This window comes from Antarcticimicrobium luteum (genome assembly GCF_004358185.1).
Taxonomy (GTDB): domain Bacteria; phylum Pseudomonadota; class Alphaproteobacteria; order Rhodobacterales; family Rhodobacteraceae; genus Antarcticimicrobium; species Antarcticimicrobium luteum.
The window spans coordinates 200,840-224,950 of record NZ_SMUV01000074.1 but is presented as its reverse complement, the minus strand read 5'-3'; the positions used below and the strand labels follow the sequence as shown (position 1 = coordinate 224,950).

The 24,111-nt window shown below is 63.0% G+C and carries 22 protein-coding genes; 9 read left to right on the top strand and 13 right to left on the bottom strand.

The genetic code is table 11. The features are described 5' to 3' along the window. Window positions 1-8: 8 nt before the first annotated feature. The gene (locus tag E1832_RS21135; RefSeq protein ID WP_165978944.1) at window positions 9-1,361 is read right to left on the bottom strand and encodes an MmgE/PrpD family protein; all 1,353 of its coding nucleotides are present in this window, start codon (window positions 1,359-1,361) and stop codon (window positions 9-11) included. 123 nt (window positions 1,362-1,484) lie between these two features. Between E1832_RS21135 and E1832_RS21130 the strand changes: the two genes are divergently transcribed. The 7 genes from E1832_RS21130 to E1832_RS21100 all read left to right on the top strand — a co-directional run bounded on the left by E1832_RS21130 (window position 1,485) and on the right by E1832_RS21100 (window position 7,867). Next, window positions 1,485-2,261 (top strand): SDR family NAD(P)-dependent oxidoreductase, encoded by a 777-nt coding sequence (locus tag E1832_RS21130; protein WP_133361767.1) that lies wholly within the window; start codon window positions 1,485-1,487, stop codon window positions 2,259-2,261. 106 nt (window positions 2,262-2,367) lie between these two features. Further along, window positions 2,368-3,627, top strand: coding sequence for an ABC transporter substrate-binding protein (locus E1832_RS21125; protein WP_133361766.1), 1,260 nt, complete (start codon window positions 2,368-2,370; stop codon window positions 3,625-3,627). An 87-nt stretch (window positions 3,628-3,714) separates the two neighbouring features. Next, on the top strand, window positions 3,715-4,623 hold the full coding sequence (locus tag E1832_RS21120; RefSeq protein ID WP_133361765.1) for a branched-chain amino acid ABC transporter permease: 909 nt from the start codon (window positions 3,715-3,717) through the stop codon (window positions 4,621-4,623). Then, on the top strand, window positions 4,620-5,666 hold the full coding sequence (locus E1832_RS21115; RefSeq protein WP_133361764.1) for a branched-chain amino acid ABC transporter permease: 1,047 nt from the start codon (window positions 4,620-4,622) through the stop codon (window positions 5,664-5,666). Before E1832_RS21120 ends, E1832_RS21115 begins: the two co-directional genes overlap by 4 nt. Next, on the top strand, window positions 5,653-6,429 hold the full coding sequence (locus tag E1832_RS21110; RefSeq protein ID WP_133361763.1) for an ABC transporter ATP-binding protein: 777 nt from the start codon (window positions 5,653-5,655) through the stop codon (window positions 6,427-6,429). Before E1832_RS21115 ends, E1832_RS21110 begins: the two co-directional genes overlap by 14 nt. Then, window positions 6,426-7,145, top strand: coding sequence for an ABC transporter ATP-binding protein (locus tag E1832_RS21105; protein ID WP_133361762.1), 720 nt, complete (start codon window positions 6,426-6,428; stop codon window positions 7,143-7,145). The genes E1832_RS21110 and E1832_RS21105 overlap by 4 nt, the downstream gene beginning before the upstream one ends. Window positions 7,146-7,168: 23 nt before the next feature. Beyond that, the gene (locus E1832_RS21100; protein WP_133361761.1) at window positions 7,169-7,867 is read left to right on the top strand and encodes a TetR/AcrR family transcriptional regulator; all 699 of its coding nucleotides are present in this window, start codon (window positions 7,169-7,171) and stop codon (window positions 7,865-7,867) included. A gap of 37 nt (window positions 7,868-7,904) precedes the next feature. On the opposite strand, the gene E1832_RS21095 is transcribed toward E1832_RS21100, so the two are convergent. The 7 genes from E1832_RS21095 to E1832_RS21065 are packed head-to-tail and all read right to left on the bottom strand — an operon-like array spanning window position 7,905 to window position 15,363. Then, window positions 7,905-8,564, bottom strand: a complete 660-nt coding sequence (locus tag E1832_RS21095) for a TetR/AcrR family transcriptional regulator (protein WP_245514074.1) — start codon at window positions 8,562-8,564, stop codon at window positions 7,905-7,907. Between the two features lie 21 nt (window positions 8,565-8,585). After that, window positions 8,586-10,085, bottom strand: coding sequence for an AMP-binding protein (locus E1832_RS21090; protein ID WP_133361759.1), 1,500 nt, complete (start codon window positions 10,083-10,085; stop codon window positions 8,586-8,588). A gap of 27 nt (window positions 10,086-10,112) precedes the next feature. Continuing rightward, window positions 10,113-11,285 carry an acyl-CoA dehydrogenase family protein gene (locus E1832_RS21085; protein ID WP_133361758.1) on the bottom strand — a complete coding sequence of 391 codons (1,173 nt, stop codon included), beginning with the start codon at window positions 11,283-11,285 and terminating at the stop codon, window positions 10,113-10,115. Between the two features lie 20 nt (window positions 11,286-11,305). Continuing rightward, window positions 11,306-12,613, bottom strand: a complete 1,308-nt coding sequence (locus tag E1832_RS21080) for a dihydrolipoamide acetyltransferase family protein (protein ID WP_133361757.1) — start codon at window positions 12,611-12,613, stop codon at window positions 11,306-11,308. A gap of 2 nt (window positions 12,614-12,615) precedes the next feature. Then, a complete protein-coding gene (locus tag E1832_RS21075) occupies window positions 12,616-13,398 on the bottom strand; it encodes an enoyl-CoA hydratase/isomerase family protein (protein ID WP_133361756.1) in 783 nt (260 codons plus the stop codon). A gap of 18 nt (window positions 13,399-13,416) precedes the next feature. Continuing rightward, entirely contained in the window at window positions 13,417-14,400 is a 984-nt protein-coding gene (locus tag E1832_RS21070; protein ID WP_133361755.1) for an alpha-ketoacid dehydrogenase subunit beta, read from the bottom strand. Between the two features lie 3 nt (window positions 14,401-14,403). After that, on the bottom strand, window positions 14,404-15,363 hold the full coding sequence (locus E1832_RS21065) for a thiamine pyrophosphate-dependent dehydrogenase E1 component subunit alpha (RefSeq protein WP_133361754.1): 960 nt from the start codon (window positions 15,361-15,363) through the stop codon (window positions 14,404-14,406). A gap of 144 nt (window positions 15,364-15,507) precedes the next feature. On the opposite strand from E1832_RS21065, the gene E1832_RS21060 reads away from it, so the two are divergent. Continuing rightward, the gene (locus E1832_RS21060) at window positions 15,508-16,326 is read left to right on the top strand and encodes an SDR family NAD(P)-dependent oxidoreductase (protein WP_133361753.1); all 819 of its coding nucleotides are present in this window, start codon (window positions 15,508-15,510) and stop codon (window positions 16,324-16,326) included. 352 nt (window positions 16,327-16,678) lie between these two features. On the opposite strand, the gene E1832_RS21055 is transcribed toward E1832_RS21060, so the two are convergent. The 5 genes from E1832_RS21055 to E1832_RS21035 form a co-directional block, all read right to left on the bottom strand. Next, window positions 16,679-18,199, bottom strand: a complete 1,521-nt coding sequence (locus E1832_RS21055; protein WP_133361752.1) for a sugar ABC transporter ATP-binding protein — start codon at window positions 18,197-18,199, stop codon at window positions 16,679-16,681. Then, window positions 18,196-19,197 (bottom strand): ABC transporter permease, encoded by a 1,002-nt coding sequence (locus E1832_RS21050; protein WP_133361751.1) that lies wholly within the window; start codon window positions 19,195-19,197, stop codon window positions 18,196-18,198. Before E1832_RS21050 ends, E1832_RS21055 begins: the two co-directional genes overlap by 4 nt. A gap of 13 nt (window positions 19,198-19,210) precedes the next feature. Continuing rightward, entirely contained in the window at window positions 19,211-20,185 is a 975-nt protein-coding gene (locus E1832_RS21045; RefSeq protein ID WP_133361750.1) for an ABC transporter permease, read from the bottom strand. Between the two features lie 31 nt (window positions 20,186-20,216). Continuing rightward, window positions 20,217-21,014, bottom strand: a complete 798-nt coding sequence (locus tag E1832_RS21040) for an SDR family oxidoreductase (protein WP_133361749.1) — start codon at window positions 21,012-21,014, stop codon at window positions 20,217-20,219. A gap of 79 nt (window positions 21,015-21,093) precedes the next feature. Beyond that, window positions 21,094-22,050 (bottom strand): sugar ABC transporter substrate-binding protein, encoded by a 957-nt coding sequence (locus E1832_RS21035; RefSeq protein WP_133361748.1) that lies wholly within the window; start codon window positions 22,048-22,050, stop codon window positions 21,094-21,096. 299 nt (window positions 22,051-22,349) lie between these two features. On the opposite strand from E1832_RS21035, the gene E1832_RS21030 reads away from it, so the two are divergent. Continuing rightward, the gene (locus E1832_RS21030) at window positions 22,350-24,098 is read left to right on the top strand and encodes an ABC transporter substrate-binding protein (RefSeq protein WP_133361747.1); all 1,749 of its coding nucleotides are present in this window, start codon (window positions 22,350-22,352) and stop codon (window positions 24,096-24,098) included. Window positions 24,099-24,111: the final 13 nt, after the last annotated feature.

Genomic DNA, 24,111 nt, shown 5'->3' with positions numbered 1-24,111 from the left:
CGCAGGCCTTAGCGTCTGATTTCCCGGCGTGCCGTGGAAAAGGCTTCGAGCACCGGGGCAAACCCGGCTTCCGCAGACGCTGCGGCGAAGCCGGCCAGCGCATCGACACATTCAGCTGAGACATCTTCCTGGGCGTTGGTGCGGATCAGCCGGTCGCGCATTTCATCGAAGGCGTAGGCGTAGTCAGCAGCCGTCATGTTGCAGATCTCGTCGATCACTTCGCCATCGTCGAGATGCACCAGTATCCGGCAGCAAAGCGTTGGCACCGCCGCATCGGCATCGAGGTCGATCCGGGCCACTAGAGCATTGATCTCGGCGTCGTCATATTCGGTCATCATCGCCATCGAGGGCGCGCCGCGCAGCAACGTCTGGGCGACGCAGAACGGGATGCTCATCAGCGTGCCGCCGATGGTCGAGAAGGGGCCTTTACTGTCCATCCCGGCATAGCCGCATTCATAGGGATTCATCCAGACGGTCGCACGTTCGATGCCGCGCCCGGCGATCCGGTCGCGCAGATCGAGCGTCGCTGTCACCGGGGTCTGGTTGAAGGCGCAGACGGGGAAGGGCTTGAAGGCGACGCGGAGCGTCTGCCAGTCGCGGCCGATCTTGGCGCGCGCGGTCTCCGTATCGAGCGGCTGGCCGGCGAAGGCCATGGCCAGCCCCTTGGCGCCCTCATAGCCTCGGCGCAGGCTGACCGAACCGGCCCGGGCAAGCTCGGTGGCGGCCCATCCTGCTTGTGCGGTCACACCCACCTGATAGCGCCATTCGTCGGTGCCTTCGGCGAAGGTTTGCAGCAGCCCACCGGAGAAGGAGACGGCATTTCCAAGCGCGGCGCATATCTGTTCCGGTGGCATGTGGAAGAGCCGCGCCGCCGCCGCCGCCGCCGCGCCGACACCGTAGATCGTGGTCGCGCGGAACCCCCTTGGTGTGGTGGCGCCGGCCAGAAGCTCTTCGAACAGGCCGCCCACCTCATAGCCGGCGACCAGCGCCGGAATAAGATCTTCGATGTCGCCATGGCCGCTTTCGATCAGGGCCATCAGCAGCGGAATCACCACCGCGCCAAGATGCGCCGCCCCGCAGGTGTCTTCCTGGCCACGCCCATGAAACAGCGCCCCGTTGGCAAGAATGGCGGCCGAAATGTTGCCGGTTTCGCCGCTGCCCAGAAAGCTGGCCGCGCCGCCGCCGGGATACATCGCCTGCCCGGCCTGCCGCGCCAGCGGCTCATAAGGCGTTGCCAGCCCCGCCATGGCGATCCCATAGCCGTTGAGAAGGCATGTCTGCGCCTTGTTCCAGACAGCCCCGGGGATGGTTTCGCGTTGCAGGCCAGATACGAAACGCCCGAGATCATCGGCAATTGTCATCTCTCTCTCCCTTTTCCTATGCGGAAGACTGGCCGGCGAAAACTGCTGCGTCAATAAAAATGAGAATTGACTCATAAATCAATTATGTCATCTTGGGGATCGGGAAGAGGAAGGGAGAGCACGATGTCACAGTTTACCGGCGAGATATTTGCGATCACCGGCGGCGCCAGTGGAATCGGTGCGGCCTGTGCCGAAGTTCTGGCGGCACGCGGCGCTCGCGTTGCCATTCTCGACTGCAATCTGGATCAGGCTCAGGAGGTGGCGGGCCGGCTGGACGGCATGGCCGTGCATGTCGATGTCGCCGATGAGGCCAGCGTCATCGAGGCTTTCGCGAAAGTCGAGGCGGATATAGGGCCGATGGCGGGCGGGGTCACCTCGGCCGGGATCGTTCAGACCCCGACGCCACCGGCCGAAATGGACATGGAGACCTTCGACAGGATTTACGAGGTGAATTTTCGCGGCACCTTTCTTTCGCTGAGGGAGATGGCGAAATACATGCTGCCGCGGCGCGCGGGCAGCATGGTGGCGCTCAGTTCCGTCACCGCCCGGCGCTCGACCCCGCTGCATGCCTATGGGCCGGGCAAGGCCGCAATCACGAATCTGGTGGGCGATCTTGCCGGCGAATGGGGCAGGGCGGGGCTGCGCATTAATGCCATCGAGCCGGGCTACACGAGGACACCCGCGCTTCAGGTCCAGATCGATATGGGCCATCGCGACGTGAGCTTGATGAACGAGAATTCCGCGCTGGGCCGTATGGTTGAGCCGTCGGAGATCGGAACTGTGGCGGCCTTTCTGCTGTCGGACGATGCCTCGGCGGTGACGGGCGTTTCCATGGCGGTGGATGCCGGTTTCTACCACGCCGGCTCATGGGCGCCTTATGGCGGTGTGCGCCCGCATTGAGACGCGAATTTCAAGTTCGTGCCGCTCGGGGGATGTGCCGGGCGGGGCGAGGACACGGTGCAATCCCACTCGATTTGGATGCACGTTATCTCAAGGGAGGAATGAGATGATCAAGACAAAGCAAGCCGACCTGTCCCGGCGGAAATTCCTGGCCACGACCGGCGCCGCCGGTGTGGCAACGCTGGCCAGCCCGGCGATTCTGCGCGCGGCGGGCAGCCCGATCAAGATTGGCATGCCGACGATCCTGTCGGGGCGCGTCGCGATTCTGGGCGAGACCGCTTCGGTCGGTGCGAAGATGGCGGTGGACACGTTCAATGCCGCCGGCGGAATCGATGGCCGCATGGTCGAGCTGGTGATCCGCGACAGTAAGGGCAAACCCGACGAAGCCGCAAAAGTGACTCGCGATCTGCTGAGCAGCGATGGCTGCGCGCTGATCCTGAACGGCGAGGCATCTGGCGGCACTTTCGCCGTCCATGAGGTGGTGCGCGATACCAAGACCTACTGCATGCACACGATTTCGGAAACCTCGGCGCTCACCGCCGATCCGGCCAACCGCGCACCTTGGGTGTTCCGTTCGGCCCGCCAAGGCATTCACGATGCGATCTCGGGCGGTCTCTACGCTTCGCAACTGGCCAAGGCCGGGGCAACACGCTGGGCCACCTGTTCGCCCGATTATGCCTATGGCCGCGATACCACGGCGGAATTCATGGAGTTCCTTGCCGTCTTCGCGCCCGAGGTCGAACTTGTCGGTGAGACCTGGCCGAAAATCTTCCAGCCGGATTACACCGAGAACATCACCAATCTGCTGAACTTCGCCCCCGATGCTCTCTATTCCTGCCTCTGGGGCGGTGATCTGGTGGCGTTCTTCGACCAGTCGAGCCTTTATGGTCTGTTCGATCAGTTCCAGACGGTGGCGGTGAACATGGGTGATGTGCCGGTGCTGGAAGCGATCAAGAACCTGCCGTCCGGCATCCATTCCGGCAACCGCTATCACAAGGATATCCCCGACACCGACGCCAACGAAGCCTGGAACACCAGCTTCCGCGAATCCGGCCAGCTTCCCACCAACTGGGCATGGCAGACCTATACCGGCGCGCAATTCGTGCTGGAGGCGCTGAAAGAAACCAAGGGTGAAACCGGCCATGAAAAGCTGGCCGATGCCACCCGGGGCCGCACAATCGACAGCCCCTTCGGCGTGAACGGGACGGTGACCCTGCGCGAGGCGGACAATACGCTGGTCGACTACGCGATCGGCTACGGCCAGACGGTTTCCGAAGCACCCCATATGGAGGGTTTCCAGCCCACCGGATGGGATGTGATCGCCGATCACGAAGCCGACTGGATGAAGCGCAAGAACTATCTCTGACGCTTTCCCCTTTCGCGCGGGCAGGTCCGGCCTCGGGTTCGGCTGTCCGCGCGGATTTTCATCTTTTGAACAGGAGTGCGGTCGCTGATGCTCAATATCGACGCGCTGATGAACTGTTTCGGCAATTCCGCATGTCTGGTGACGCAATCCGCGACCGGGCTGATTATCGGAATGTTGCTGTTTCTCGTGGCTTCCGGGGTGACCCTGATCTTTGGGGTGCTGCATGTGGTGAACTTCGCCCATGGGGCCTTTTACATGATCGGCGCCTACGCCGCCTATTCGGCCTATGGTGTGACCGGGAACTATTATCTTTCCGTGCTGGCCGGCGCGGTAGCCGCCGCGATTGTCGGCGTCCTGTTCGAACGATTGGCGATCAGCAGGGTGTATAAAGAGAACCTGCTGATGCAGCTGCTCGTCTGCTACGCCTTCGTGCTGATCTGCGACGATGCCGTGAAGATCATTTGGGGCGCAGAATACCTCGCCATGGGCATTCCCAGCGAGTTCCGCGTTCCGCCGCTGCGGATCGCCGGGGGCGTTGTGCCTCCCTTCTATCTGTTCCTCGCGGGCAGTGCGCTGGCCGTTGCCATTCTGAGCGTGATCCTGATCCGTTACAGCCGCTTCGGCAAGATCGTGCGCGCCGCGGCAGAGAACGCCACCATGGTTTCGGTTCTGGGCATCCGCGTTCCGCTCTACTTCGCGGCGCTGTTCGGGCTCGGCTGCGCGCTTGCCGGCATGGCCGGGGCGCTGGCGGCGCCGGTACGGTCGCTGACGCCGGGCATGGGACTCTCTATCCTGATCGAAAGCTTTATCGTCACCGTGATCGGTGGCATGGGCTCGATTCCCGGCGCGCTTCTGGCGGCGATCCTGCTGGGCTTTACCCGCTCTTTCGGCAGCGTCGGCTTTCCGCTCTTCGTCGATGGGGCGATGTTCCTGATGATGGTGGTGATCCTTGTGTTCCGCCCACAGGGGCTTCTCGGTGAAAGGATGGTCCGATGAACCTCGCGCATCCTTTCGTCCGCGCGGCGGGGCTGGCGCTTGTCTGCTTTGTCCTGCTCATCGTGCTCGCACTGGTTTACCCCGGCACATGGCTGCTCGATACGCTGACCGGCCTGTTTGCGTCCGGGCTGCTGGTGATGTCGCTGCATCTTCTGGTGGGCTATACCGGGCTCGTTTCCTTCGGCCACGCGGCGTATTTCGCCTCTGGCGGTTACATTTTCGGGATGTTTCTCCAGACGCCGGACATTGTCGCGGCGTTCGGAGCCTGGTCTGTCCCGGTGGCGACGCTTCTGGCGTTGCTGGGAACCGGCCTTTTCGCCCTCGTCGTGGGGCTGATCTGCGCCCGCCTGTCCGAGATCTACTTCGCCTTTCTGACCCTGGCGTTCCAGATGCTGTTGGTGTCGGTCATTCAGGGGCTGGTGCAATACACCGGCGGCGACCAGGGGCTGATGGGCGGCATTCCGCGGCCGGAATTCCTGGGTCTCGACATGGTGCAGGTGAAGGACCGTTTCGTGTTCTCGGCCTTCCTGTTCCTGGCGGGCGTTCTGGTGATCCGGCTGGTCACGCTCAGCTCTCTCGGTGCCACGCTGCGCATGGTGCGCGACAATGAGGTACGCACCGCCTTTCTGGGAGTGAATACCTATCGGGTCAAGGTTCTGGCCTTCACGATCGCGGGGGCCGTTGCCGGTCTGGGCGGTGTGATTCTGGCCATTCTGACCTCTGCGGCCTATCCGGAATGGGCTGGCTGGGCGGTCTCCGGCGAGGCGATCTTCACGATCATGCTCGGCGGGCTGCACAGCTTTTACGGGCCGCTCGTGGGCGTTGTGGTGATGCGTTTCATCAACGATGTGACGCTGATCTATACCACCCATACCGATCTCGCCAAAGGCGTCGCGATCCTCTTTGTGGTGCTGGTTCTGCGCCGGGGCATTCTCGACTGGATCATCGACCTGCGGGCCGCCCGGCGCGGGAGGAAAGAGGACGACAACGTCTCGCGGGCGCTGAGCAAGGCGGGAAAGGAGGCAGAAGATGCTGCGTCTTGATCATCTGGTGAAGAAATTCGGCGGGTTGACGGCCACGAATGACGTGACACTGGATTTCCCCGCCGGGACGCTCAGCGCAATCATCGGCCCCAACGGTGCCGGCAAGACCACGCTGTTCAACCAGATCACCGGCCATCTCGTGCCGACAAGCGGCAAGATCGTTTTCGCCGGTGAGGACATCACCGGGATGAAACCGGCGGCCATTGTCCGCAAGGGAATCGGCCGGGCGTTCCAGGTGGCCAATATCTTTCCCACGATGACGGTGGAGGAGGCGCTGGCCTCGGCGGTGAGCGCTCATGCGCATGCCGCTTTCGAACTGAGCAGCGCCTTTCCCCGCCGCGACGTGAAGACCAGGACGGAAGAACTTCTCGCGCTTCTGGGCATGGAGCCTGTGGCACGCCGCATTTCGGGCGAGATATCGCATGGCGATCAGAAGCTGCTCGATGTCGGGCTTGCTCTCGCGCTCGATCCCAAGCTGTTGCTGCTGGACGAGCCGGCGGCGGGCATGGGCCCCGAGGAGCGCTGGCAGATGATGGATACCGTGCAGCGCCTCTGGAAAAGCCAAAACATGACGCTGATCTTCATCGAGCACGATATCGACCTGGTGTTCCGGACTGCCGAAATCATCCATGTGCTGCGCTATGGCGCGGTTCTGGCCTCGGGCCAGGCCGACGAAATTCGCGGCAATCCCGAGGTGATCGAAGCCTATCTCGGCTCCGAGACCGATGCCACCGAGGCAGACAGCAGGGAGGAACCGGCATGAGCACACCGCAACCCGTTCTCGAACTCGACCGGATCAATGCGTTCTATGGGGCCTCGCATATCCTCTTCGATATGTCCTTTCAGGTCTACAAGGGGCGCACTCTGGCGCTTCTGGGCCGCAATGGCGCAGGCAAGAGCACCACGATGAAGGCCATTATGGGGGTGGTGCCCATCCGCTCGGGCGAAATCCGCCACGAGGGCCGGCGGGTCAATGGCGCCGCGCCGCATGTCATGGCGCATCGCGGCATCGGCCTGGTGCCGGAAGACCGGCAGATATTCCCGCGCCATACGGTCGACGATAACCTGCGTATCGCCGCGAAGCCCGGGCTTTCCGGGCGGGCAGACTGGACGCTCGACAATATCTACGATGCGTTTCCGATCCTCGCCCCGATGCGAGGGCGTAACGCCGGTATGATGTCGGGCGGCGAGCAGCAATTGCTATCCATGGCGCGGTGCCTGATGGGCAACCCCGATCTGATCCTGCTCGATGAGCCCTCGGAAGGGCTGGCGCCGATCATCGTGCAGGAGATCGGGCGGTTGATCCGAAAGCTGCGCGGCACCGGCGTGACCATCGTGATCGCAGAGCAGAACATGCATTTCTGTCTTGGCATCTCCGAAGATGCGGTGGTGATCGACAAGGGCCAGATCGTCTATCGTGGTACGATCGAAGACCTGCGTGGCAATGAAGAGATCACCAGTCGCTATCTGGCGATCTGAAGCCGGGTCGGCCGGGACCGCCAATGCGGATCACGGTCGAGGCTTCGGGTCGACAACAGAGGAATAAACCTATGTCCGGATCCCGATCTGCCATTCCTTCCCGGCGGCAATCCCCCCGGGTAAGGCTCAGCCGCGATGAGAAGGCGCGCCGCACCCGCGAGGCAATTCTGATCGCAGGGTGCCGGGTCGTGTCGTCCGACGGCTATGCCGGGGCATCCATCGCCCGCATCGCGGAGGAGGCGGGCGTAGCTCAGGGCACGTTTTACAACTATTTCGAGGATCGCCAGGCGCTTTTCGATCAACTCCTGCCATATGAAGGGCTCCGTATGCGCAAATGGGTCGAACGCGCGGCCCGGGAAACGCCGCCGGGCATGGATCGCGAATGCGCCCGCTTCAAGGCGTTTCTCGACTACGTGTCCGAGCATGTCGGGTTTTACCGCATTCTCTATGAAGCCGAAGTTTTCGCACCCAAGGCCCATAGGGCCCATATGGAGAATATCCTTCAGGGCTATATCCGCAGCTTCCGCCGGGCGATCGCGGAAGGCCGGATGCATGCGCTGGGCGAGGTGCAGCTGACCTGCCTGATCCACCATATGCTGGGAATGCGCGCCTATGCGGCGATGCAGATTCATGAAGCCGGAGGCGCTGCGGAGCGGCGGGAAATTGTCGCGGCTTCGCTGGAGGTTTACCGCCTGTTGCTGACGAAGGGCCTGTTCGCATAGAATCCGGTCCCCCGCCGGCCGGCCCCCGCCCGAGGCGTCAGTCCTTTCGAAACAGACCGTCGCGCATAAGCGCGGCATAGGCATTGACCGCCGCTTCGGGAACTTCGCGGCTCTCTTTGAATTGCATCGCCACATAGGCCCGCGCGCCCAGAAGGATCGCGGCGGTGGTGGTCAGCTCCGCCTCGTCCATCTCCCGCAGATCGCCCGCGGCCATCGCGCGTTGCAGCGCCCGCACATAGCCTTCGGTCAGGCGCCGGATATGCGCCTCATGCGCCTTGGGTGCGAAAACTTCAGCTTCGTAGAGCACCCGGTAAAAGCCCGGGTTTTCCCTCAAGTACCCGCAATAGGCGCGAAAACGCGCAACCTCACGTTCGAACCCGGTTCCGGAAAAATCGGCCAACTCTTCGGCGATCCAGTCAGTCATTCGCTCGCCGATATAGGGCAGAAGAACGTCGAAAAGTTCCTGCCGGTCTTCGAAGTAGTTGTAGAACGTGCCGTGGGCGACGCCCGCCACCTGCGTCACCTTGGCAATGGTGGTGGCCGCATAGCCGCTTTCCCCCACGATTTGGGCCGCCGCTTCCATCAGGTTGCCATAAGTGCGCTGGGCTTTCTCTTCACGGCTCAGCTTCTTGCGCTTCGGGCGATCGAGAGAGGCCGGAAGCGGTCTGTCGGGATGATATTCGGATCTATTCGGCACGGCTCTCCGGTGGGGTTGCTATCACTCGGTAAGAAAGCGATCTCGTAGCACTCTTTTCAGAATTTTTCCAGAAGGGTTGCGCGGCAGATCGTCGAGAATGCGCATGTCTTTCGGGCATTTGAAACCGGCAAGATGCGCGCGGCAGAACCCGACGAGGCTTTCGAGATCGAGCGTCGCCCCCTCGCGCAGCACGATTGCCGCGAGCGGCACTTCGCCCCATCGCTCGTCTGGCCGGGCGACGACCGCGACATCGGCCACCTCATCCATCATGTGGATCACCCGCTCAAGCTCGGACGAAGCGATATTTTCGCCGCCTGAGATGATCATGTCCTTCTTGCGGTCGGTCAGAAACAGGAACCCTTCCTCGTCGAGATAGCCGACATCGCCGGAGCGCAGGAAGCCATCGCCAAACATCGCGGCAGCGGTCCGTTCGGGATCTTTCCAATAGCCGCGCGTCACCTTCGGCCCGCGCATACAGATCTCGCCGATTTCGCCGGCGGGTAGGTTCTGACCTTCATCATCGCGGATTTCCAGTTCGACCATGCTAACCGGGCGCCCGACCGATCCGATCTTTTCGATCTCGCGTCCCGGTTCCATCAGGGTATCGCCCGAGACGGTTTCGGTCATCCCGTAGGCGTCGATATAACGCGCATTCGGGAAAACGCCGCCGAAATCTCGAATCCGACTTTCCGGGGTGCGCTCGCCGCCGGCGATACACCATTTCAGGCTGGCAAGATCGGGCAAGGCGCTCCGGTCGAGCGCGAGCAGGCCACTGGTCATCACCGGCGCCAGCCAGATGCCGGTGATCCGTTCGGCGGCGATGGTGTCGATCACCGTTTGCGGATCGTAATCGCGCAGCACGATCAATGTGCCGCCCATCGTGTGAACTGCCATCCCGGGCAGATCGCAGGCCCCGACATGATAGAGCGGTCCGGTCATGCAAAGCCTGTCCTGCGCCGAGAGCTGAAGCGCGAGGATCAGGTCCATGTTCTTGCAGTGATAATTCTCGTAGCTGTGGGTCACGCCCTTGGGCCGGTCTGTGGTGCCCGACGTATACATCAGCCGCATCAGATCGTTTCCGCTGCGGGGATGCGCGCCGGGGGCGGGATCGCTGCCAAGGACGCGCCCGCAATCGGCCTGCGCCGCCTGGTCGAGCAGGATGACCGGCGCTGCCAGGCCGCTGAGCACTCCGGCGAATTCCTCGTCCGCAACGATCAGATCCACGCCGGCATGGCTGGTGATGTAATCAAGCTCTTCGCCCGAGAGGCGGAAATTTGTCGGCAGCAGCACCGCGCCCAGATGCGACACGGCATAGACCAGCTCGACGAAGGCGGCGGAGTTCTTCATGACCAGCGCCACGATGCTGTCGGGGCCGATGCCCTTTGCGGCCAGCCCGCCGGCAAGCCGCAGGACGCGGGCTTCAAGCTCGGCCCATGTCAGCCGTGTTTCACCATAGACCAGCGCTTCGCGCCCCGGCATCTGCCGGGCGTGAAACCGCAATTGCGTCGTCAGGTTCTGCATCGTCGCTCCTCCCTCGAAAATGCAGTGTCAGTAAGATCTCGGAAGGCCGAGATTGGCCATCGAAATATAGTTCAGGATCATTTCTTCCGAGACCGGTGCAAAGCGGAAAAGCCGCGCATCGCGCCAAAGGCGCTCGGCGTGCATTTCCTTCGAGAAGCCCATGCCGCCCATGATCTGCATGGCCCGTTCGGCCACCGCCGAGGCGGCCTGCGATGCGATCAGTTTGGCGGCGTTGCTTTCCGAGCCGAAGGGCAGGCCGTTGTCGAAAAAGGAGGCCGCCTTGAGATTGAGCAGCTTGGCCGCTTCCAGCTCGGCCCAATGCTGGGCGAGGGGGAACTGCACCGACTGATAGGCGCCAATCGGTGTCTTGCCGAAAACGCGGCGCTCATTGGCATAATCGGCCCCGAGCTTGAGCGCCAGCCGTCCGGCTCCGATCAGGCCCGCCGTCGTGACGATCCGCTCGGTATTCAGCACGTCGAGAAGCTGGTGCCAGCCCTTGTCGAGCGTGCCGATCAGCTCGTCACCCTGAACCAACACATTGTCGAAGAAAACCTGGCTCGACGGGATCGTGTTGGTTCCGAGCTTGTCGATCGCGGTATGGCTCAGCCCTTCGCGTTTGGTGTCGATCATGAAGAGGCTGATGCCCTGGGTTTTCTTCTCGATCTGACCGACCGGCGTGGTGCGTGCGACAACGAGCATTTTCTGCGATTGCGGCACGCCGGTGATCCAGATCTTCTGGCCGTTCAGCCGCCAGCCATTGCCTTCCACGGTGGCGCTGGTTTTCAGCTCAAGCGAATTGCTTCCGGCATCCGGCTCGGTCAGCGCCATGCAGAACTGCATCTCGCCGCTGCAAAGTTTGGGCAGCCATTCCGCTCTCATCTTGTCGGTGCCGTATTTCGCAATCGAAACACCGCCGAAGATCGGGTTCAGCATGAAGATCTGGGCCAGCGTCGCGCCGGCTCCGGCGGCGCAAAGCTCTTCGATGATCAGGGCCACCTCGACCATGCCCAACCCGGCCCCGCCGAATTCCTCGGGCAGCATTGCGCCCGTCAGCCCGGCATCGCAGATCGCCTGCCAGCATTCCGTCGGAAAAGCCTTTTCCGCATCCAGCGCGCGCCAGTAATCCGGTCCGAATTTTTCGCCCACCTTTCGGGCGGTTTCGATCATCAGCTTCTGTTCTTCGTTCAGGATAAAATCCATATGGTCGGACTCCGGTTAGATCAGTTCGGTCGGCGCGCGGGGCGCAACAGCCGCAGGGGGGTTTCGAGGATCTCCACCACGGCGGAGAGAAAGCGCGCGGCGGCGGCGCCGTCGATGACGCGATGATCGCAGGCCAGCGTCAGGGTCAGTTCGCGCCTCAGGGCGGGCGCCCTATCGGGGCCCGGGCGGAACAGTGCACGTTCTGCGCCAACGCCCAGGATCATCGCCCCAGGCGGGTTGATGATTGGGGTCAGGCTGCTGGCGCCGAACATGCCGACATTCGACACCGAGATCACACTATCGCCGACATCCTCGGGCGTGAGCTGGCCGTCGCGGGCGCGGGCGGCTAGATCGCGCGCCGCGCGCGCCACCTGATCGAGCGACGCGGCGCCGGCATCGCGGATCACCGGGATGCGCAGCCCATCGAGTGTGTCGGCAACCATGCCGATATCGGCGCGGTCGAAGGCAAGAATCCTCTCGCCGGCCCAGATCCGGTTGAACCCGGGCATTTCTTCGAGCGCGAGGCCGAGCGCGCGGATCAGCATATGCGTGACCGAAACGCGCGGGCGGCCGTCCTCGGCATTGAGGCTTTCGCGCAGATCGGACAGCGCGGTGATCTCGGCTTCATGAGTGAGATAGAAATGCGGAATGTCGCGCTTTGCAGCCGTCACCCGCCGGGCGGTCGCCAGGCGCATCGCATCCGGTGCGATCTCCTGCACACCGGCCGGCTGCGCCGCAGGGGCGGCGGCGGCCGCGGCGGGCGTGGTGGGGGTGGCAGCTTCGACATCACGGGCCTTGATCCGGCCATTCTGCCCGCTGCCGGCGACAGAGCGCAGATCGACACCTTCGGCGTCGGCGATGCGACGGGCCAGCGGCGTGGCGATCACCCGCAGCACGTCTTCCTTCATCACCCGGCCATCGCGCCCGGTCGCTGGAACCTCGCTGCGTTCCAGCCCGTGCTCGGCCATCAGCTTGCGGGCGGCCGGGCCATCCGCCGGGGCGGGCGCCGATGGTGCCGGGGCGGCGGAAGTGGGCGGCGGGACGGCGGAAGAGGACGACGGGGCGGCGTGCGCCTCAACTTTCGCTGCACCGGCATCTCCGGCAAGCCGCGCCACCGGCGCGCCAACCGGAACCGTTTCACCTGCGGCAACGAGAATCTCCGCAATCTCGCCATCGCCTTCAGCTTCGACCTCGTTCGCCACTTTCTCGGTCTCGACCGTGAACAGCATGTCCCCGGCGCGAAACTTTGCGCCAGGCGCGACATGCCATTCCGAAAGCAGCCCTTCGGTCATGGTCAATCCGAATTTCGGCATCACAAGATCGGACATGATCAGCGGCCCGTGAAATTCGCATCGCGTTTTTCGAGGAAGGCCGTGCAGCCCTCATGCGCGTCGGCGCTGTCGAGCACGAGGCCGATCATCGCCTGTTCGTGGCGCAGGGCGGCAGAGAGCGGCATATCGCCCCCGTCCACCAGCGTACGTTTGAGCAGTTTCAGCACCAGCGGCGATTTATGGGCAATCTTCGCTGCGGTCTCGCGCGTGCTCTGCATCAGATCGTCATGCGGGACCACGCGATTGGCCAGCCCCACGCTCACCGCCTCATCGGGGGTCAGCATGTCGCCGGTATACATGATCTCCTTGGCGCGGCAGAGCGGCAGCTGGCGGATGATTCGTTGGGTGCCGCCGGCGCCGGGGAAGAGGCCCAGGGTGATTTCCGGCAGGCCCAGCCTGGCCTTGTCTGAAAGGATGCGGATATCGAGTGCCAGCAACAGCTCGGTTCCGCCGCCAAGAGCGAAGCCGTTCACCGCGCCGATTGTCGGCTTGTCGAAGGTTTCGATGCGGCGGAAGAGCTTGTGGATATCCTCGGCGAATTGCTCGTAATGTGGCAGGCCCCGGCGCGAATTCAGATCGGCGATATCGCCACCGGCAATGAAGGCGCGGCCCGCCCCGGTGAAGATCAGCACCCTTATCTCGGGATCGGCCTCGACCCGGTCGAGCGCCGTGTTCATCGCCGAAATCGTGGCGGTATCGAGGGCGTTCAGTGTCTCTGGGCGGTTGATCGTCAACGTGGCGGTCGCGCCATCGGTTTCAAGCAGGATGGGATCGGATGTCATGCGGATGCTCCTTCAGGATCAGGCGAGCGTGCGGCGCAGGGCCGCCTCGATACGCTCTGCGTTGGGGCGGTAGGCGTCTTCCAGTGTTTTGCCGAAAGGCGAAGGGGCAAAGGGCGCACCGACCCGGGTGATTGGCCCGTCCAACTCGTCAAAGCCGATATCGGCCATGCGCGCGGCAATCTCGGCGCCAATGCCGAATGCCTCGACCGCTTCATGCGCGACAACGAGGTTATGGGTGCGCGAAAGGCTTTCCAGAACCAGCCCTTCGTCCCATGGTTGCAGCGAGCGCAGGTCGATCACCTCGACGTCAATGCCTTCCCCGGCCAAATTCGCGGCGGCGGCTTCGGCCATGGTCACGGCGGCGCCGTAGGCCACGACGGTGGCATCATGCCCGGGCCGGACGATCCTGCCCTTGCCGATCTCGATCCGTTCGCGCGCCTCCGGCGCATCGGGCAGATCGCCCTTCATCGCGTAAAGCGCCTTGTTTTCGACCACGATCACCGGGTCGGGATCGTCGATTGCGGCGCGCAGGAGGCCATAGGCATCGGCCGGATTGGCCGGGCAGACCACCTTGAGCCCCGGGACATGCGCGAACCATGCCTCCAGGCATTGCGAATGCTGCGGCCCGGCATTGAGTCCGCCGCCATGCGGCGTGCGCAGAACCATCGGAACAGATCCCTGACCGCCGAACATCGAGCGCGCCTTGGCCGCCTGATTGACGAGCATGTCCATCGTGAGCGTGGTAAAATCCATGAACATGATCTCGGCCACCGGCCGCATTCCGGTGAGCGCGGCGCCGACGGCCATGCCGGCGATGGCGGCTTCGGAAATTGGCGTGTCATAGACCCGCTCGGGCCCGAACCTGTCAAGCAGATCGCGCGTCGCCTTGAACGATCCTCCGGCGGCGCCGATATCCTCGCCGATCAGGAAGACGCTCGGATCGGCCTCCATCGCATCCCAGAGGGCCTGATTGACGGCTTTGATATAGCGTATCTCAGTCATGGGTCAGACCTCGGCTGGCGTGTAGACATCGGCGAGAATGTCGGCGCTTTTGGGCAGGGGAGCGGCCAGCGCGGCCTCGGCGGCGGCTTCGATCTCGGCATCCACCTCGGCGGCGATCCCGGCGATCAGATCGGGCGCGGCCCCCGCCTCGGCCAGCGCCTCGGCGGCAAGCCGGATCGGATCGCGCGCCTCGAGCGCGGCGATCTCACCGGCGTCGCGATAGTCCTGCCTGTCGCCCTCGTAATGGCCGCGCACCCGGGTGGTGCGGCATTCGAGGATCGCCGGGGCAGGGTATCTCCGCATCGGCCCCACTAGCTTTCCGGCGGCGGCGGCCACATCGGCGATGACATTGCCATCGACCGAGCGGTATTTCATCGCAAAAGCCTTGCCCAGTTTTTCGAGATTGGTGGCAAGCTGGCGGTCGGTCGGGCTGAATTCCGACCAGCCGTTATTCTCACAAACGAACAGAATTGGCAGCGACCAGAGCTTGGCGATGTTCAGGCATTCATGCAGCACACCCTCCGCCAGAGCCCCATCGCCGAAATAGACGGCCGCGACATGCCCCTGCCGCTGCATCTTGTGCGCCAGCGCGCTGCCGGTGGTGATGGGAAGGCCGGCGCCGACGATCCCGTTGGCGCCCAGCATCCCCTTGCTCAGATCGGCCACATGCATCGAACCGCCCCGGCCCTTGCAAAGTCCGGTGGCCTTGCCCAGAATTTCGGCAAAGAAACCCGTAAGGTCCACACCCTTGGCAAGCGTATGGCCATGGCCGCGATGGTTCGACGACACGGTGTCGCGATCACTCAGAGCGCTGGACACACCGACCGGAACCGCCTCCTGCCCAATGGAGAGATGAAGAAAGCCGGGCACTTGCCCATCGGCAAAGAGCTTTTGCAAACGCTCCTCCGCGCGCCGGATCAAAAGCATCCGGCGGTAGAGGTCCGCCAGTTCGGTGAGCTTCATTGTGGTCCTCCCGTCTCTCGCTGCCAAACTGCCAAGGCCCGGAAGGGGAGTCAATAAAAATGATTAGTGAGTCATAAATCACCCCCCTTGTGTCCTCGGGCAGCTGTCACCATAGTTCCGGGTGCGAGCGAAGGGAGGGAAACCATGCAGCAAAACGGTCCTCATAATGCGCCCCGTCATGCGGTGATTTCCGGTGGCGGAAGCGGTATCGGACTGGCGACGGCGCAGCGGCTCATCCAGGCGGGCAGCCGGGTGACGGTGCTCGACCTTGCCGGGCCGGGAGAGGCGGCGGCGGCCGGGATCGGTGCGGATTTCTTCGAGGCTGATGTGACGCAGGAGGACTGTATCGAGGAGATCGCTGCCGTGCTTGAAAACCGTGCGGCGGCGGATGGCGGGCCGGCGCCCGACGCACTGGTGACCTGCGCCGGCGTCCTGCAGCGGACCCTTCCGCCCGAGACGCTGTCCTGGGCCGAATGGGACCGCATGATCGCGGTGCATCTGCGCGGCACCTATGCCTGTTGCCGCAGTTTCGGCGGGCGCATGGCGGTGCGTGGAGTGGGAGCGATTGTCACGGTTTCCTCGGTCGCGGGCATCGCTTCGGGGCCGCTTCACGGCTATGGGCCGGCCAAAGCTGCCATTGCCCATCTGGCGAAAACCCTGGCGGCTGAATGGGGGCCCTCCGGCGTGCGGGTGAACACGGTGGCGCCGGGCTTCACCAGCACGCCCGCATTGGAGCGCGGGCTTGCCGCTGGCGCGCTCGAGGCCGAGCGACTTGCCCGGGGCGCGGCATTGCAGAGGCTCGTGGCGGCGGAAGAAATCGCCGACGCTATCGCCTTTCTCGCCGGCCCCGCCGCCTCTGCCATCACCGGAGTGGTGCTGCCGGTGGATGCCGGGTACCTCGTGGCCGGTGACTGGGCAGCATATGGCGGGCTGCGCGATGCAGGGGCAAAGGGAGCATTGTGAATGTCGCGGTCTGGTGCGGTTTCTGTTCACTGAGGGTGCCCAAGCTTTAGCATCGGCAAGGACCGGAAAGGCGTTCTCGTGAAAAGGCATTGGGGCGGGACACCCCCCTTTTGATCCTGCATCGCGCAGCCCGCCATGCTGAGAAAGGGCGGAAAACTCTGGCTCTGGTACAGAGGGGGGCAGGAGGTTCGGTATCAAAGCACCTCAACCCCACGGGTCTCTCCATTGGGTGGAGGAACCTTGGGGCTCAGGTCACAGCCATAGTCGCAGCGGCAGGCCAAGCGTGATGTTGAACGGGAAACCCGAGCGCAAACGGCGCGTCACAATCCCCGGCCCGGAAGAACCGCGCGCCTCAAGCCACCTTGTCGCGGTTGTCGCCACTGATCCCCGAAATCGCCTGGATCAGATTGTCCTCGGTCACCTCGTCCGAGGTAAAGGTGCGCATGATCCGGCCGGAATACATCGCCACGATCCGGTCACTGACATGCAGCACCTCGGGCATTTCCGAGGAAATCACGATCACCGCATAGCCCTGCGTCGCCAGCTCGCGGATCAGGTTGTGAATCTCGGATTTCGAGCCCACGTCGATGCCGCGCGTCGGTTCATCCACGATCAGCACGTTGGGGTGCATGCTGAGCCATTTGCCGATCACGATCTTCTGCTGGTTGCCGCCCGAGAGGTTGCCGACAAGCTGTTTCCAGCCGGGGGTGCGGATGTCCAGCCGATCCCGGTACTGGTCGAAGATCGCAATCTCCGAGCCTTCGGCCACGAACGGCCCGGCCTTCAGGTCGTCGACCTGCGGCAAAGTCATGTTGTCGCGGCAGTTCATGCCCAGGACCAGCCCCTGGCCCTTGCGATCTTCCGGCACCAGCGAGATGCCCCGCTGGATCGCATCGTGCGGTGAATCGATTTGGACCTCCTCGCCATCGAGCAGGATCGTACCGGAAGAAGGATCACGCAACCCGAACAGGGTTTCTGCAATTTCGGTGCGACCGGCGCCGACAAGACCATAAAATCCGACCACCTCGCCGCGGCGAACTTCGAAGCTGACATCCTGATAGAGACGGCCGCAGGAGAGGCCCCGGACCTCCAGTGCCACGTCACCAAGTTCGTGGTGACTGGCATTGCGGCTCAGGTCCAGCTTCCGGCCAATCATCAGCTGGGTGATTGCTTCTTCGTCGGTTTCGCGGGTGTTGAGGGTGCCGCGATAGGTTCCGTCGCGCAGCACGCTGATACGGTCGGTAATACGGAAGATCTCTTCCATCCGGTGCGAGATATAGATGATCCCCACCCCCTGTGATTGCAGATCGGCGATGACATCGAACAGCACAACCTTTTCTGCATCGGTCAGCGAGGCGGTCGGTTCGTCAAAGATCACCGCCTTGGCATCGACCGTAAGGGCGCGCGCGATCTCGACCATCTGCTGGTTGGCGATCGACAGGTCGCCGACCCGGGTGCGCGCATCGAACCTGACTTTCAGCTTTTCGAGGATCGCGTTGGTCCGGGTATACAGCGTCTCCCAGTCCACCAGACCGAACCGCTTGCGCGGCAATTCGCCAAGGTAGATGTTTTCGGCGACGCTCAGTTCCTCCGCCAGACTGAGTTCCTGGTGGATGAACACGATGCCCTTTGCCTTGGCCTCCAGCGGCGAGGTCATCACCGCCGGTCGCTCGCCGACGATGATCTGGCCCTCGTCGGGTTGGTAGATGCCGCCGAGCACCTTCATCAAGGTGGACTTGCCGGCGCCGTTCTCGCCCATCAGCGCATGCACTTCGCCGGGCAGGACAGTTAGGGACACGTCATCGAGGGCACGCACGCCGGGGAAGGTTTTTACGATGCCTTCCAGGCGCAGGACGGGGGTTTGATCGGTCATACCTTCAGCTCCTCTTTACCCTTGATATTCAACTGGCGGTCCAGGAACAGGACGGCGATCAGGATCAGGCCGATCACCAGGTTCACAGTCGAGGTATCGGCGCCGATATGCGCCAGCCCCTTGCGCAGAAGCTGGATCGCCAGAACCCCGCCGAAGGTCGAGATGATCGAGCCCGAGCCGCCGGTCAGCTTGGTGCCGCCCAACACGACCGCGGTGATGACCCAGAGCTCGTAGAGCTCGCCGTCATTGGGATTGACCGATCCGGATTCCGAATAGAACACCACCGCTGACAGCGCCGCCAAAAAGCCGATGATCATGAAGTTGATCATCATGTGCGGGCCGACGCGGATGCCGGCATTCACCACAGCGGTGCGGTTGTCGCCGATGGCGTAAACGTTGCGCCCGTGCACGGTGCGGTTCATCAGGAACCAGATCGCCGCGGTCGCGATCAGCAGGAACCAGGTGGCGGTGTGCAGCCCCAGCCATTGCGCCTCGGCGAAGTCCACCAGGGTCCAGTTCAGGTGGCTGGTGGGCTGTTCACCGTTATACATGAAGACCAGACCGCGATAGCCAAGCATCGATCCCAGCGTCACGATGAAGGCATCGACCCCGGTCTTCCAGACGATCAGGCCATTCAGCGCGCCCAGCAGGGTGCCTGTCAGAAGCGCCAGTGCCCAGGCGACCGGGATCACCCCGTCGCCGAGCCCGGCAAAGAGCGGCCAGGTCATGCTGTCCAACAGGACGATGGCGGAAATGGCATAGGTCGCCCCGACACTCAGGTCGATATTGCCGTTGACCATGACGATGGTCATGCCCATGGCGATGATGCCGATCGGTGCCGACTGCTTGAACAACAGCAGCATGTTGTCGACATCCATGAAGGCCTTCTCACTCAGGCTCAGGAACTCGCCCGCGACGGTGAAGAAAATCAGCTCCAGCACGATAAAGCCCCAGATGGCGCCGCGCTTGAGCAGGGTGGAAAGGGTTCCGGGTTGCATGATCTCTCCTCCTTCAGGCGATTGGGGACCAGAGCTTGCCGCGCTTGGCCGCGATATCGAGCCAGACCGCAAGGATGATGATGACCCAGGTCACGACGAACTGGACGTAGAACTGCAGGCCGACAAGCAGCAGCCCGTTCTGGATGAAGCCTAGGATCAGCACCCCGATCACCGTCTTGAAGATCGTGCCAGAACCGCCCATCAGCGAGGCACCGCCGAGGATGACGGCGGCCAGCACCTCAAGCTCGAGCCCCTGGCCCACGGTGTTCTGCGAGCCGAGGCTGCGGCTGGCCTGGATCAGGCCGGCGGTGGCGACGCACAAGGCGCTCATCAGATAGCAGGTGAAGACGACCCGCGCCCGGCGGATGCCCGAAAAGGTTGCCGCGGTGCCGTTGCCGCCCACCGCATAGACCTTGCGCCCGAACGGTGTCTTGGACAGCAGGGCGCCAAGCACCACGGCCAACAGGACAAACAGCAGGATCGGCACCGGAATTCCCAGCGCATCACCCTGGCCGAACACCTTGAACCAGGTGCCTTCCTTATCGGCGATATCCATATTCTTGCCGCCGGAATAGGTCAGTGTCAGCCCGTGAATGGCCGACAGCATCCCCAAGGTGACAATCAGCGAATTGAGCTTCAGATAACCGACCAGGAAGCCGATGAAAGCGCCCAGACAGAGCGTCATCGCGAACATGGCCGGGATCGCCAGCGTCGGGCCGATCTTGTCATGCAAATCCAGAACGACGATCGTGGAGAACGACATCATCGAGCCGACCGACAGGTCGAGATTGCCGCTGATCACCACGAAGGTGACCCCCAGCGCCATCACCCCGAGGATGGCCGACGACCGCACCACGCCCATGATGTTATCAGGATCAAGAAATCGCGCATTCGCGAGTGTGAACCCGATCATGAACACCACGAAGGCGACGAGTATCCCCTGCCGGGCCAGAAAGCCGCCGATCTGTTCTTTTGTCAGCCCTGCCATGGCTTCCTCCCATTTGCCGCCCACGCGGCGATCACACCAGCGTCATGCCGCCGTCGATCATCACGATCTGGCCGGTCATGTAGTCGCTGTCCTTCGATGCCAGGAACGTTGTCGTCCCGGTGATGTCCTCAGGCGCTGCAACGCGGCCTTTCAGGATTTCGGAAGAGAATTCTTCCATTGCCTGACCCGGCCGCTCGGCCGCGCCGATCTCCATCAGGTCCTGATCGACCTGCTCCCACATCTCGGTAGCCACCACACCGGGCGCGAAACCCGTGACGGTGATATCATGTTTGGCCAGATCACGCGCACCCGATTGCGTCAGCGAGACCACCCCCCATTTCGATGCGCAGTAGGGCGCGACGTTGTCGAACCCCTGCCGGCTGGCGATCGAGGCGGTATTGATGATCTTGCCGAACGTGCCTTGCCGGATGAATTGTTTCGCGGCTTCCTGCATTCCGATGAGGCAGCCAAGCCCGTTCACATCCGTGATCAGGCGCCAGTTTTCCTCGGTCACGTCGAGAAAGTTCATCGGCTTGTTGACGCCCGCGTTGTTGAACTTGACGTCGAGCTTGCCAAAGACATCGACCGCATGATCGATCATCGCGCGCACTTGGGCGCGGTCGGTCACGTCAACGGCGGCATGGGTGACCCTGCCTCCGCCCCGCGCCGCTCTTTCGCGGTTGGCCCCGGCGACCTGGGCGACCTTTTCACCGTTGATATCGGCGAAACAAACGTCGGCGCCTTCGTCAAGAAGCGCCTCACCGATGGCGCGCCCAATACCTTGGGCTGCACCGGTCACGATACATGAACGGCCGGAAACTCGGGCCATGATCCCCTCCCAGGCGGTCTTGGTTGCTTTTTTCGGAGGCCGGGCGCGGGTTTGAGCCGCACCCGGCAAAGCGCGGGTCTTAGAAGACCGGCTTGGTGAAGTCGCCCATGTTGTCCTGGGTGATCTTCGGCGTGTCGAAGTAGTTCAGGAACGGAACCTCGGTACCGTTCAGGATGTCGATGGACGTTTCCAGGGCTGCCTCGGCATCATCGACCGGCGACTGGTAGATCGACCCCCAATACTCGCCGCGTTCCATGGCCTCGTAGCCGACGGAAAAGTTGGTGGCGCCGACGAAGATGATGCCTTCGCGCCCGGCGGCCTTGGCGGCGTTCAGCGCGCCCACACCCATGTTGTCGTCGCCGGCATAGACGCCGTCGATGTCGTCATACTTGACGAGGAAGGCCTCCATGACCTTCTGCGACTTCTCGCGGTTCCAGTCGCCTGGCTGGGTTTCGACCAGGGTGACGTTCGGGCAAACCTCCGGCAGACGGTCGTCAAAGCCTTTCTGGCGCTCGATCGCGGTGGTGTAGCCCGGCTGGCCCGAGATCTGCACCACGCGGGCTTCGTTTTCGATGCCCATAGCCTTGAACTTGTCGCACATGATTTCCGCCGAACGCGACCCTTGCGTGATATTGTCGGGACCGGAGAACGAGGCGACGAAATCGAAGCCCTGCTCGGCGATGTTCGAGTTGGTGACGACGACCGGGATGCCGGCCTTGTGCGCCTTGCGCACAGCGGGGATCACCGCTTCGCCGTTGGTCGGCCAGATGATGATGGCGTCGACTTCCTGTTGGATCAGGTCTTCCATCTGGGCGATCTGGCGGGCGACGTCGCCGCCGGCGTCAAGAACGACGGCGTCGACATTCGGGTTGGCGTCGGCCGCGGCGATGAAGGCCTTTTCGTAAGTGGTCTGGTAACTGTCGACGCCCACATTGTTCTGCGTGATGCCGATGGTCCAGGTTTCGGCCGAGGCACTGCCGGCGAAGGCCAGGGTGACGGCGGCAGTGGACATCGCCAATGCGTTGCGGATCTTCATTCGGGTCTCCTCCCAGATTGTCCCTGTTTCAAGTCCATACCCTCATTCGGGTCGGACAAATATCATCCGGGGTATCGGACGATTGCGCCCACATTGCCTTTTTCACCCGGCACGCAACGCAGCTTATTTATCCAAAACGAATAACAATACATCCAAAATGGATAATTTCGCGATACGATCTGGATGCCAGTTTGAACATCCTGACGAGGAGAGACGCAATGCCTGAACCGGATTCGTCCAATTTGAAAAAAACCGCGGTGAAGGCGCCGCGCGGACCACAAAGGGCGCAAGCACACCCAATGAACGCGATGAAGGGACATACCGATAGCTATCTGGTTTCGCCGCAGGCGAAAACCGAGATGCTTCATATCCTGTCCTATCTCGAGGATTTCGGAGACGAGCTTGAGACGTCGATCGAACTGTTCGCGCCCAATCCCCATTTTCGGATGACCCTGCACCTGATCCGCGGCCACCTGGAGGCCAAGACAGTGACCCCGACCTCGCTGATCGGGGCAAGTCAGGTGCCTTATGCCACCGCCAACCGGCGCCTCAAGGAAATGGTCGAATCCGGGCTGATCGAGCAGCGCCCGCGCACCCAGACCGGCAAGAGTTTCTCGATGCATCCGAGCGAGAAAATGCTGGAGCAGTGGATGCAGTTGTCGGGGCGGGTCGGACGCCTGGCCGAGGCCCGGTTCGGCGGGCGGGACCGCAGCCGGGACAACAAGGATTACTACTATGGCGGGTCCTACCTCTCTGCAAAGTCGATCCCGCCGCTGAAGGTTCTGCCCGAACCGCTGAAGGCGCCCGGCGGTATCCGCGTGCTGGTGCATGGCGACCCGACCTTCATGGTGATGGACAACCTCAAGCGCCAATTCGAACAGGTCATCGGCAGCCCGATCCACCAGCGCGCCTTTTCCATCGACCGGCTGCGCGAAGAAGCGATGCGAAATGCCGAACGCAAGGTCAGCCGCTATGACATCATCGCGTTGGATCTGCCCTGGGTCGGCGGATATGCCGAGCGCGGCATGTTGATGCCGCTGGACGAGGCGATGGACATCGCCCGGCTCGACCCGGCGGATTTCCATGCCGCCGGCTGGCAGGCCGCGCATTGGGGCGGGCGCCCCTATGGTGTGCCGGCCCAGACCACGCCCGAGCTGCTGTTTTACCGTAAGGATCTGTTCGCCGAGGCCGGTCTCGAACCGCCCGCCACAACCGGCGACTTGCTTGAGGCCGCCGCCGCCTTGCACGCGCCGGGCAGGGGCCGGTACGGGATTGCCTGGAACGCCGCGCGCGGCACCGCGCTGGGTCACACCGTTCTGATGACCATGGCCGATTTCGGCCAGCCGGTGCTGAACCTTCCCGAGATCGCCGGCGGGTTCGGCACGGATCACCTCTCCGATCATGACTACCGGCCGACGATCGACACCGAAACGGGCCTGCAGGCCGCTGAGTTCCTGATGAACCTGCTGGATTTTTCGCCGCCCGATATCCTGTCGATGTCCTGGTACGAGCGCGTCCGCCCCTATGCGGCCGGCAAGATCGCCATGGCCTATGGTTATACGCTGCTGGCGCCGTACTTCGAGCTGGACGAGACCTCGCCCGCCTTCGGGCAAACCGGCTACCTGCCGCATCCCGCAGGCCCCGGGGCCACACCGGTGGCGCCGGTTGGGGGCTATATGATGGGCATCCCGGCCAACCTTCCGCCCGAACGGGTCGCCGCCGCCGTCGAGGCGCTGATCGTCTTCACCTCGCCCGGCGCCCAGAAGCTTTACGTTCAGAACGGCAGCCGCACCAATCCGCGGTTCTCGGTCGGCGCCGACCCCGAGGTGCGCCGCGCCTCGCAGATCTTTGAGGCGGTCGACAACATGTCCTGGCGCGACGAGCTGCAATTCTGGCCGCGCCCGCCGGTGCCCGAGATCTGCGACATCATCCAGATCTGCGGCGAGGAATTCCACGACATGCTGCGCGGGATCGTGACCCCGCGCCAGGCTTTGCGCCAGGCCCAGGACCGGGCCGATGCGCTGATGCGACAAATCAGAACAACGTGACTTTAGGAGGAGT

Coding starts and splice junctions, on each gene's coding strand:
- E1832_RS21100 (WP_133361761.1), top strand. CDS start 7,169: ATGCGGATCACGGTCGAGGCTTCGGGTCGACAACAGAGGAATAAACCT.
- E1832_RS21065 (WP_133361754.1), bottom strand. CDS start 15,363: ATGAAGCTCACCGAACTGGCGGACCTCTACCGCCGGATGCTTTTGATC.
- E1832_RS21120 (WP_133361765.1), top strand. CDS start 3,715: ATGCTCAATATCGACGCGCTGATGAACTGTTTCGGCAATTCCGCATGT.
- E1832_RS21085 (WP_133361758.1), bottom strand. CDS start 11,285: ATGGATTTTATCCTGAACGAAGAACAGAAGCTGATGATCGAAACCGCC.
- E1832_RS21115 (WP_133361764.1), top strand. CDS start 4,620: ATGAACCTCGCGCATCCTTTCGTCCGCGCGGCGGGGCTGGCGCTTGTC.
- E1832_RS21105 (WP_133361762.1), top strand. CDS start 6,426: ATGAGCACACCGCAACCCGTTCTCGAACTCGACCGGATCAATGCGTTC.
- E1832_RS21110 (WP_133361763.1), top strand. CDS start 5,653: ATGCTGCGTCTTGATCATCTGGTGAAGAAATTCGGCGGGTTGACGGCC.
- E1832_RS21080 (WP_133361757.1), bottom strand. CDS start 12,613: ATGTCCGATCTTGTGATGCCGAAATTCGGATTGACCATGACCGAAGGG.
- E1832_RS21045 (WP_133361750.1), bottom strand. CDS start 20,185: ATGGCAGGGCTGACAAAAGAACAGATCGGCGGCTTTCTGGCCCGGCAG.
- E1832_RS21035 (WP_133361748.1), bottom strand. CDS start 22,050: ATGAAGATCCGCAACGCATTGGCGATGTCCACTGCCGCCGTCACCCTG.
- E1832_RS21135 (WP_165978944.1), bottom strand. CDS start 1,361: ATGACAATTGCCGATGATCTCGGGCGTTTCGTATCTGGCCTGCAACGC.
- E1832_RS21070 (WP_133361755.1), bottom strand. CDS start 14,400: ATGACTGAGATACGCTATATCAAAGCCGTCAATCAGGCCCTCTGGGAT.
- E1832_RS21125 (WP_133361766.1), top strand. CDS start 2,368: ATGATCAAGACAAAGCAAGCCGACCTGTCCCGGCGGAAATTCCTGGCC.
- E1832_RS21050 (WP_133361751.1), bottom strand. CDS start 19,197: ATGCAACCCGGAACCCTTTCCACCCTGCTCAAGCGCGGCGCCATCTGG.
- E1832_RS21060 (WP_133361753.1), top strand. CDS start 15,508: ATGCAGCAAAACGGTCCTCATAATGCGCCCCGTCATGCGGTGATTTCC.
- E1832_RS21090 (WP_133361759.1), bottom strand. CDS start 10,085: ATGCAGAACCTGACGACGCAATTGCGGTTTCACGCCCGGCAGATGCCG.
- E1832_RS21055 (WP_133361752.1), bottom strand. CDS start 18,199: ATGACCGATCAAACCCCCGTCCTGCGCCTGGAAGGCATCGTAAAAACC.
- E1832_RS21130 (WP_133361767.1), top strand. CDS start 1,485: ATGTCACAGTTTACCGGCGAGATATTTGCGATCACCGGCGGCGCCAGT.
- E1832_RS21040 (WP_133361749.1), bottom strand. CDS start 21,014: ATGGCCCGAGTTTCCGGCCGTTCATGTATCGTGACCGGTGCAGCCCAA.
- E1832_RS21030 (WP_133361747.1), top strand. CDS start 22,350: ATGAACGCGATGAAGGGACATACCGATAGCTATCTGGTTTCGCCGCAG.
- E1832_RS21075 (WP_133361756.1), bottom strand. CDS start 13,398: ATGACATCCGATCCCATCCTGCTTGAAACCGATGGCGCGACCGCCACG.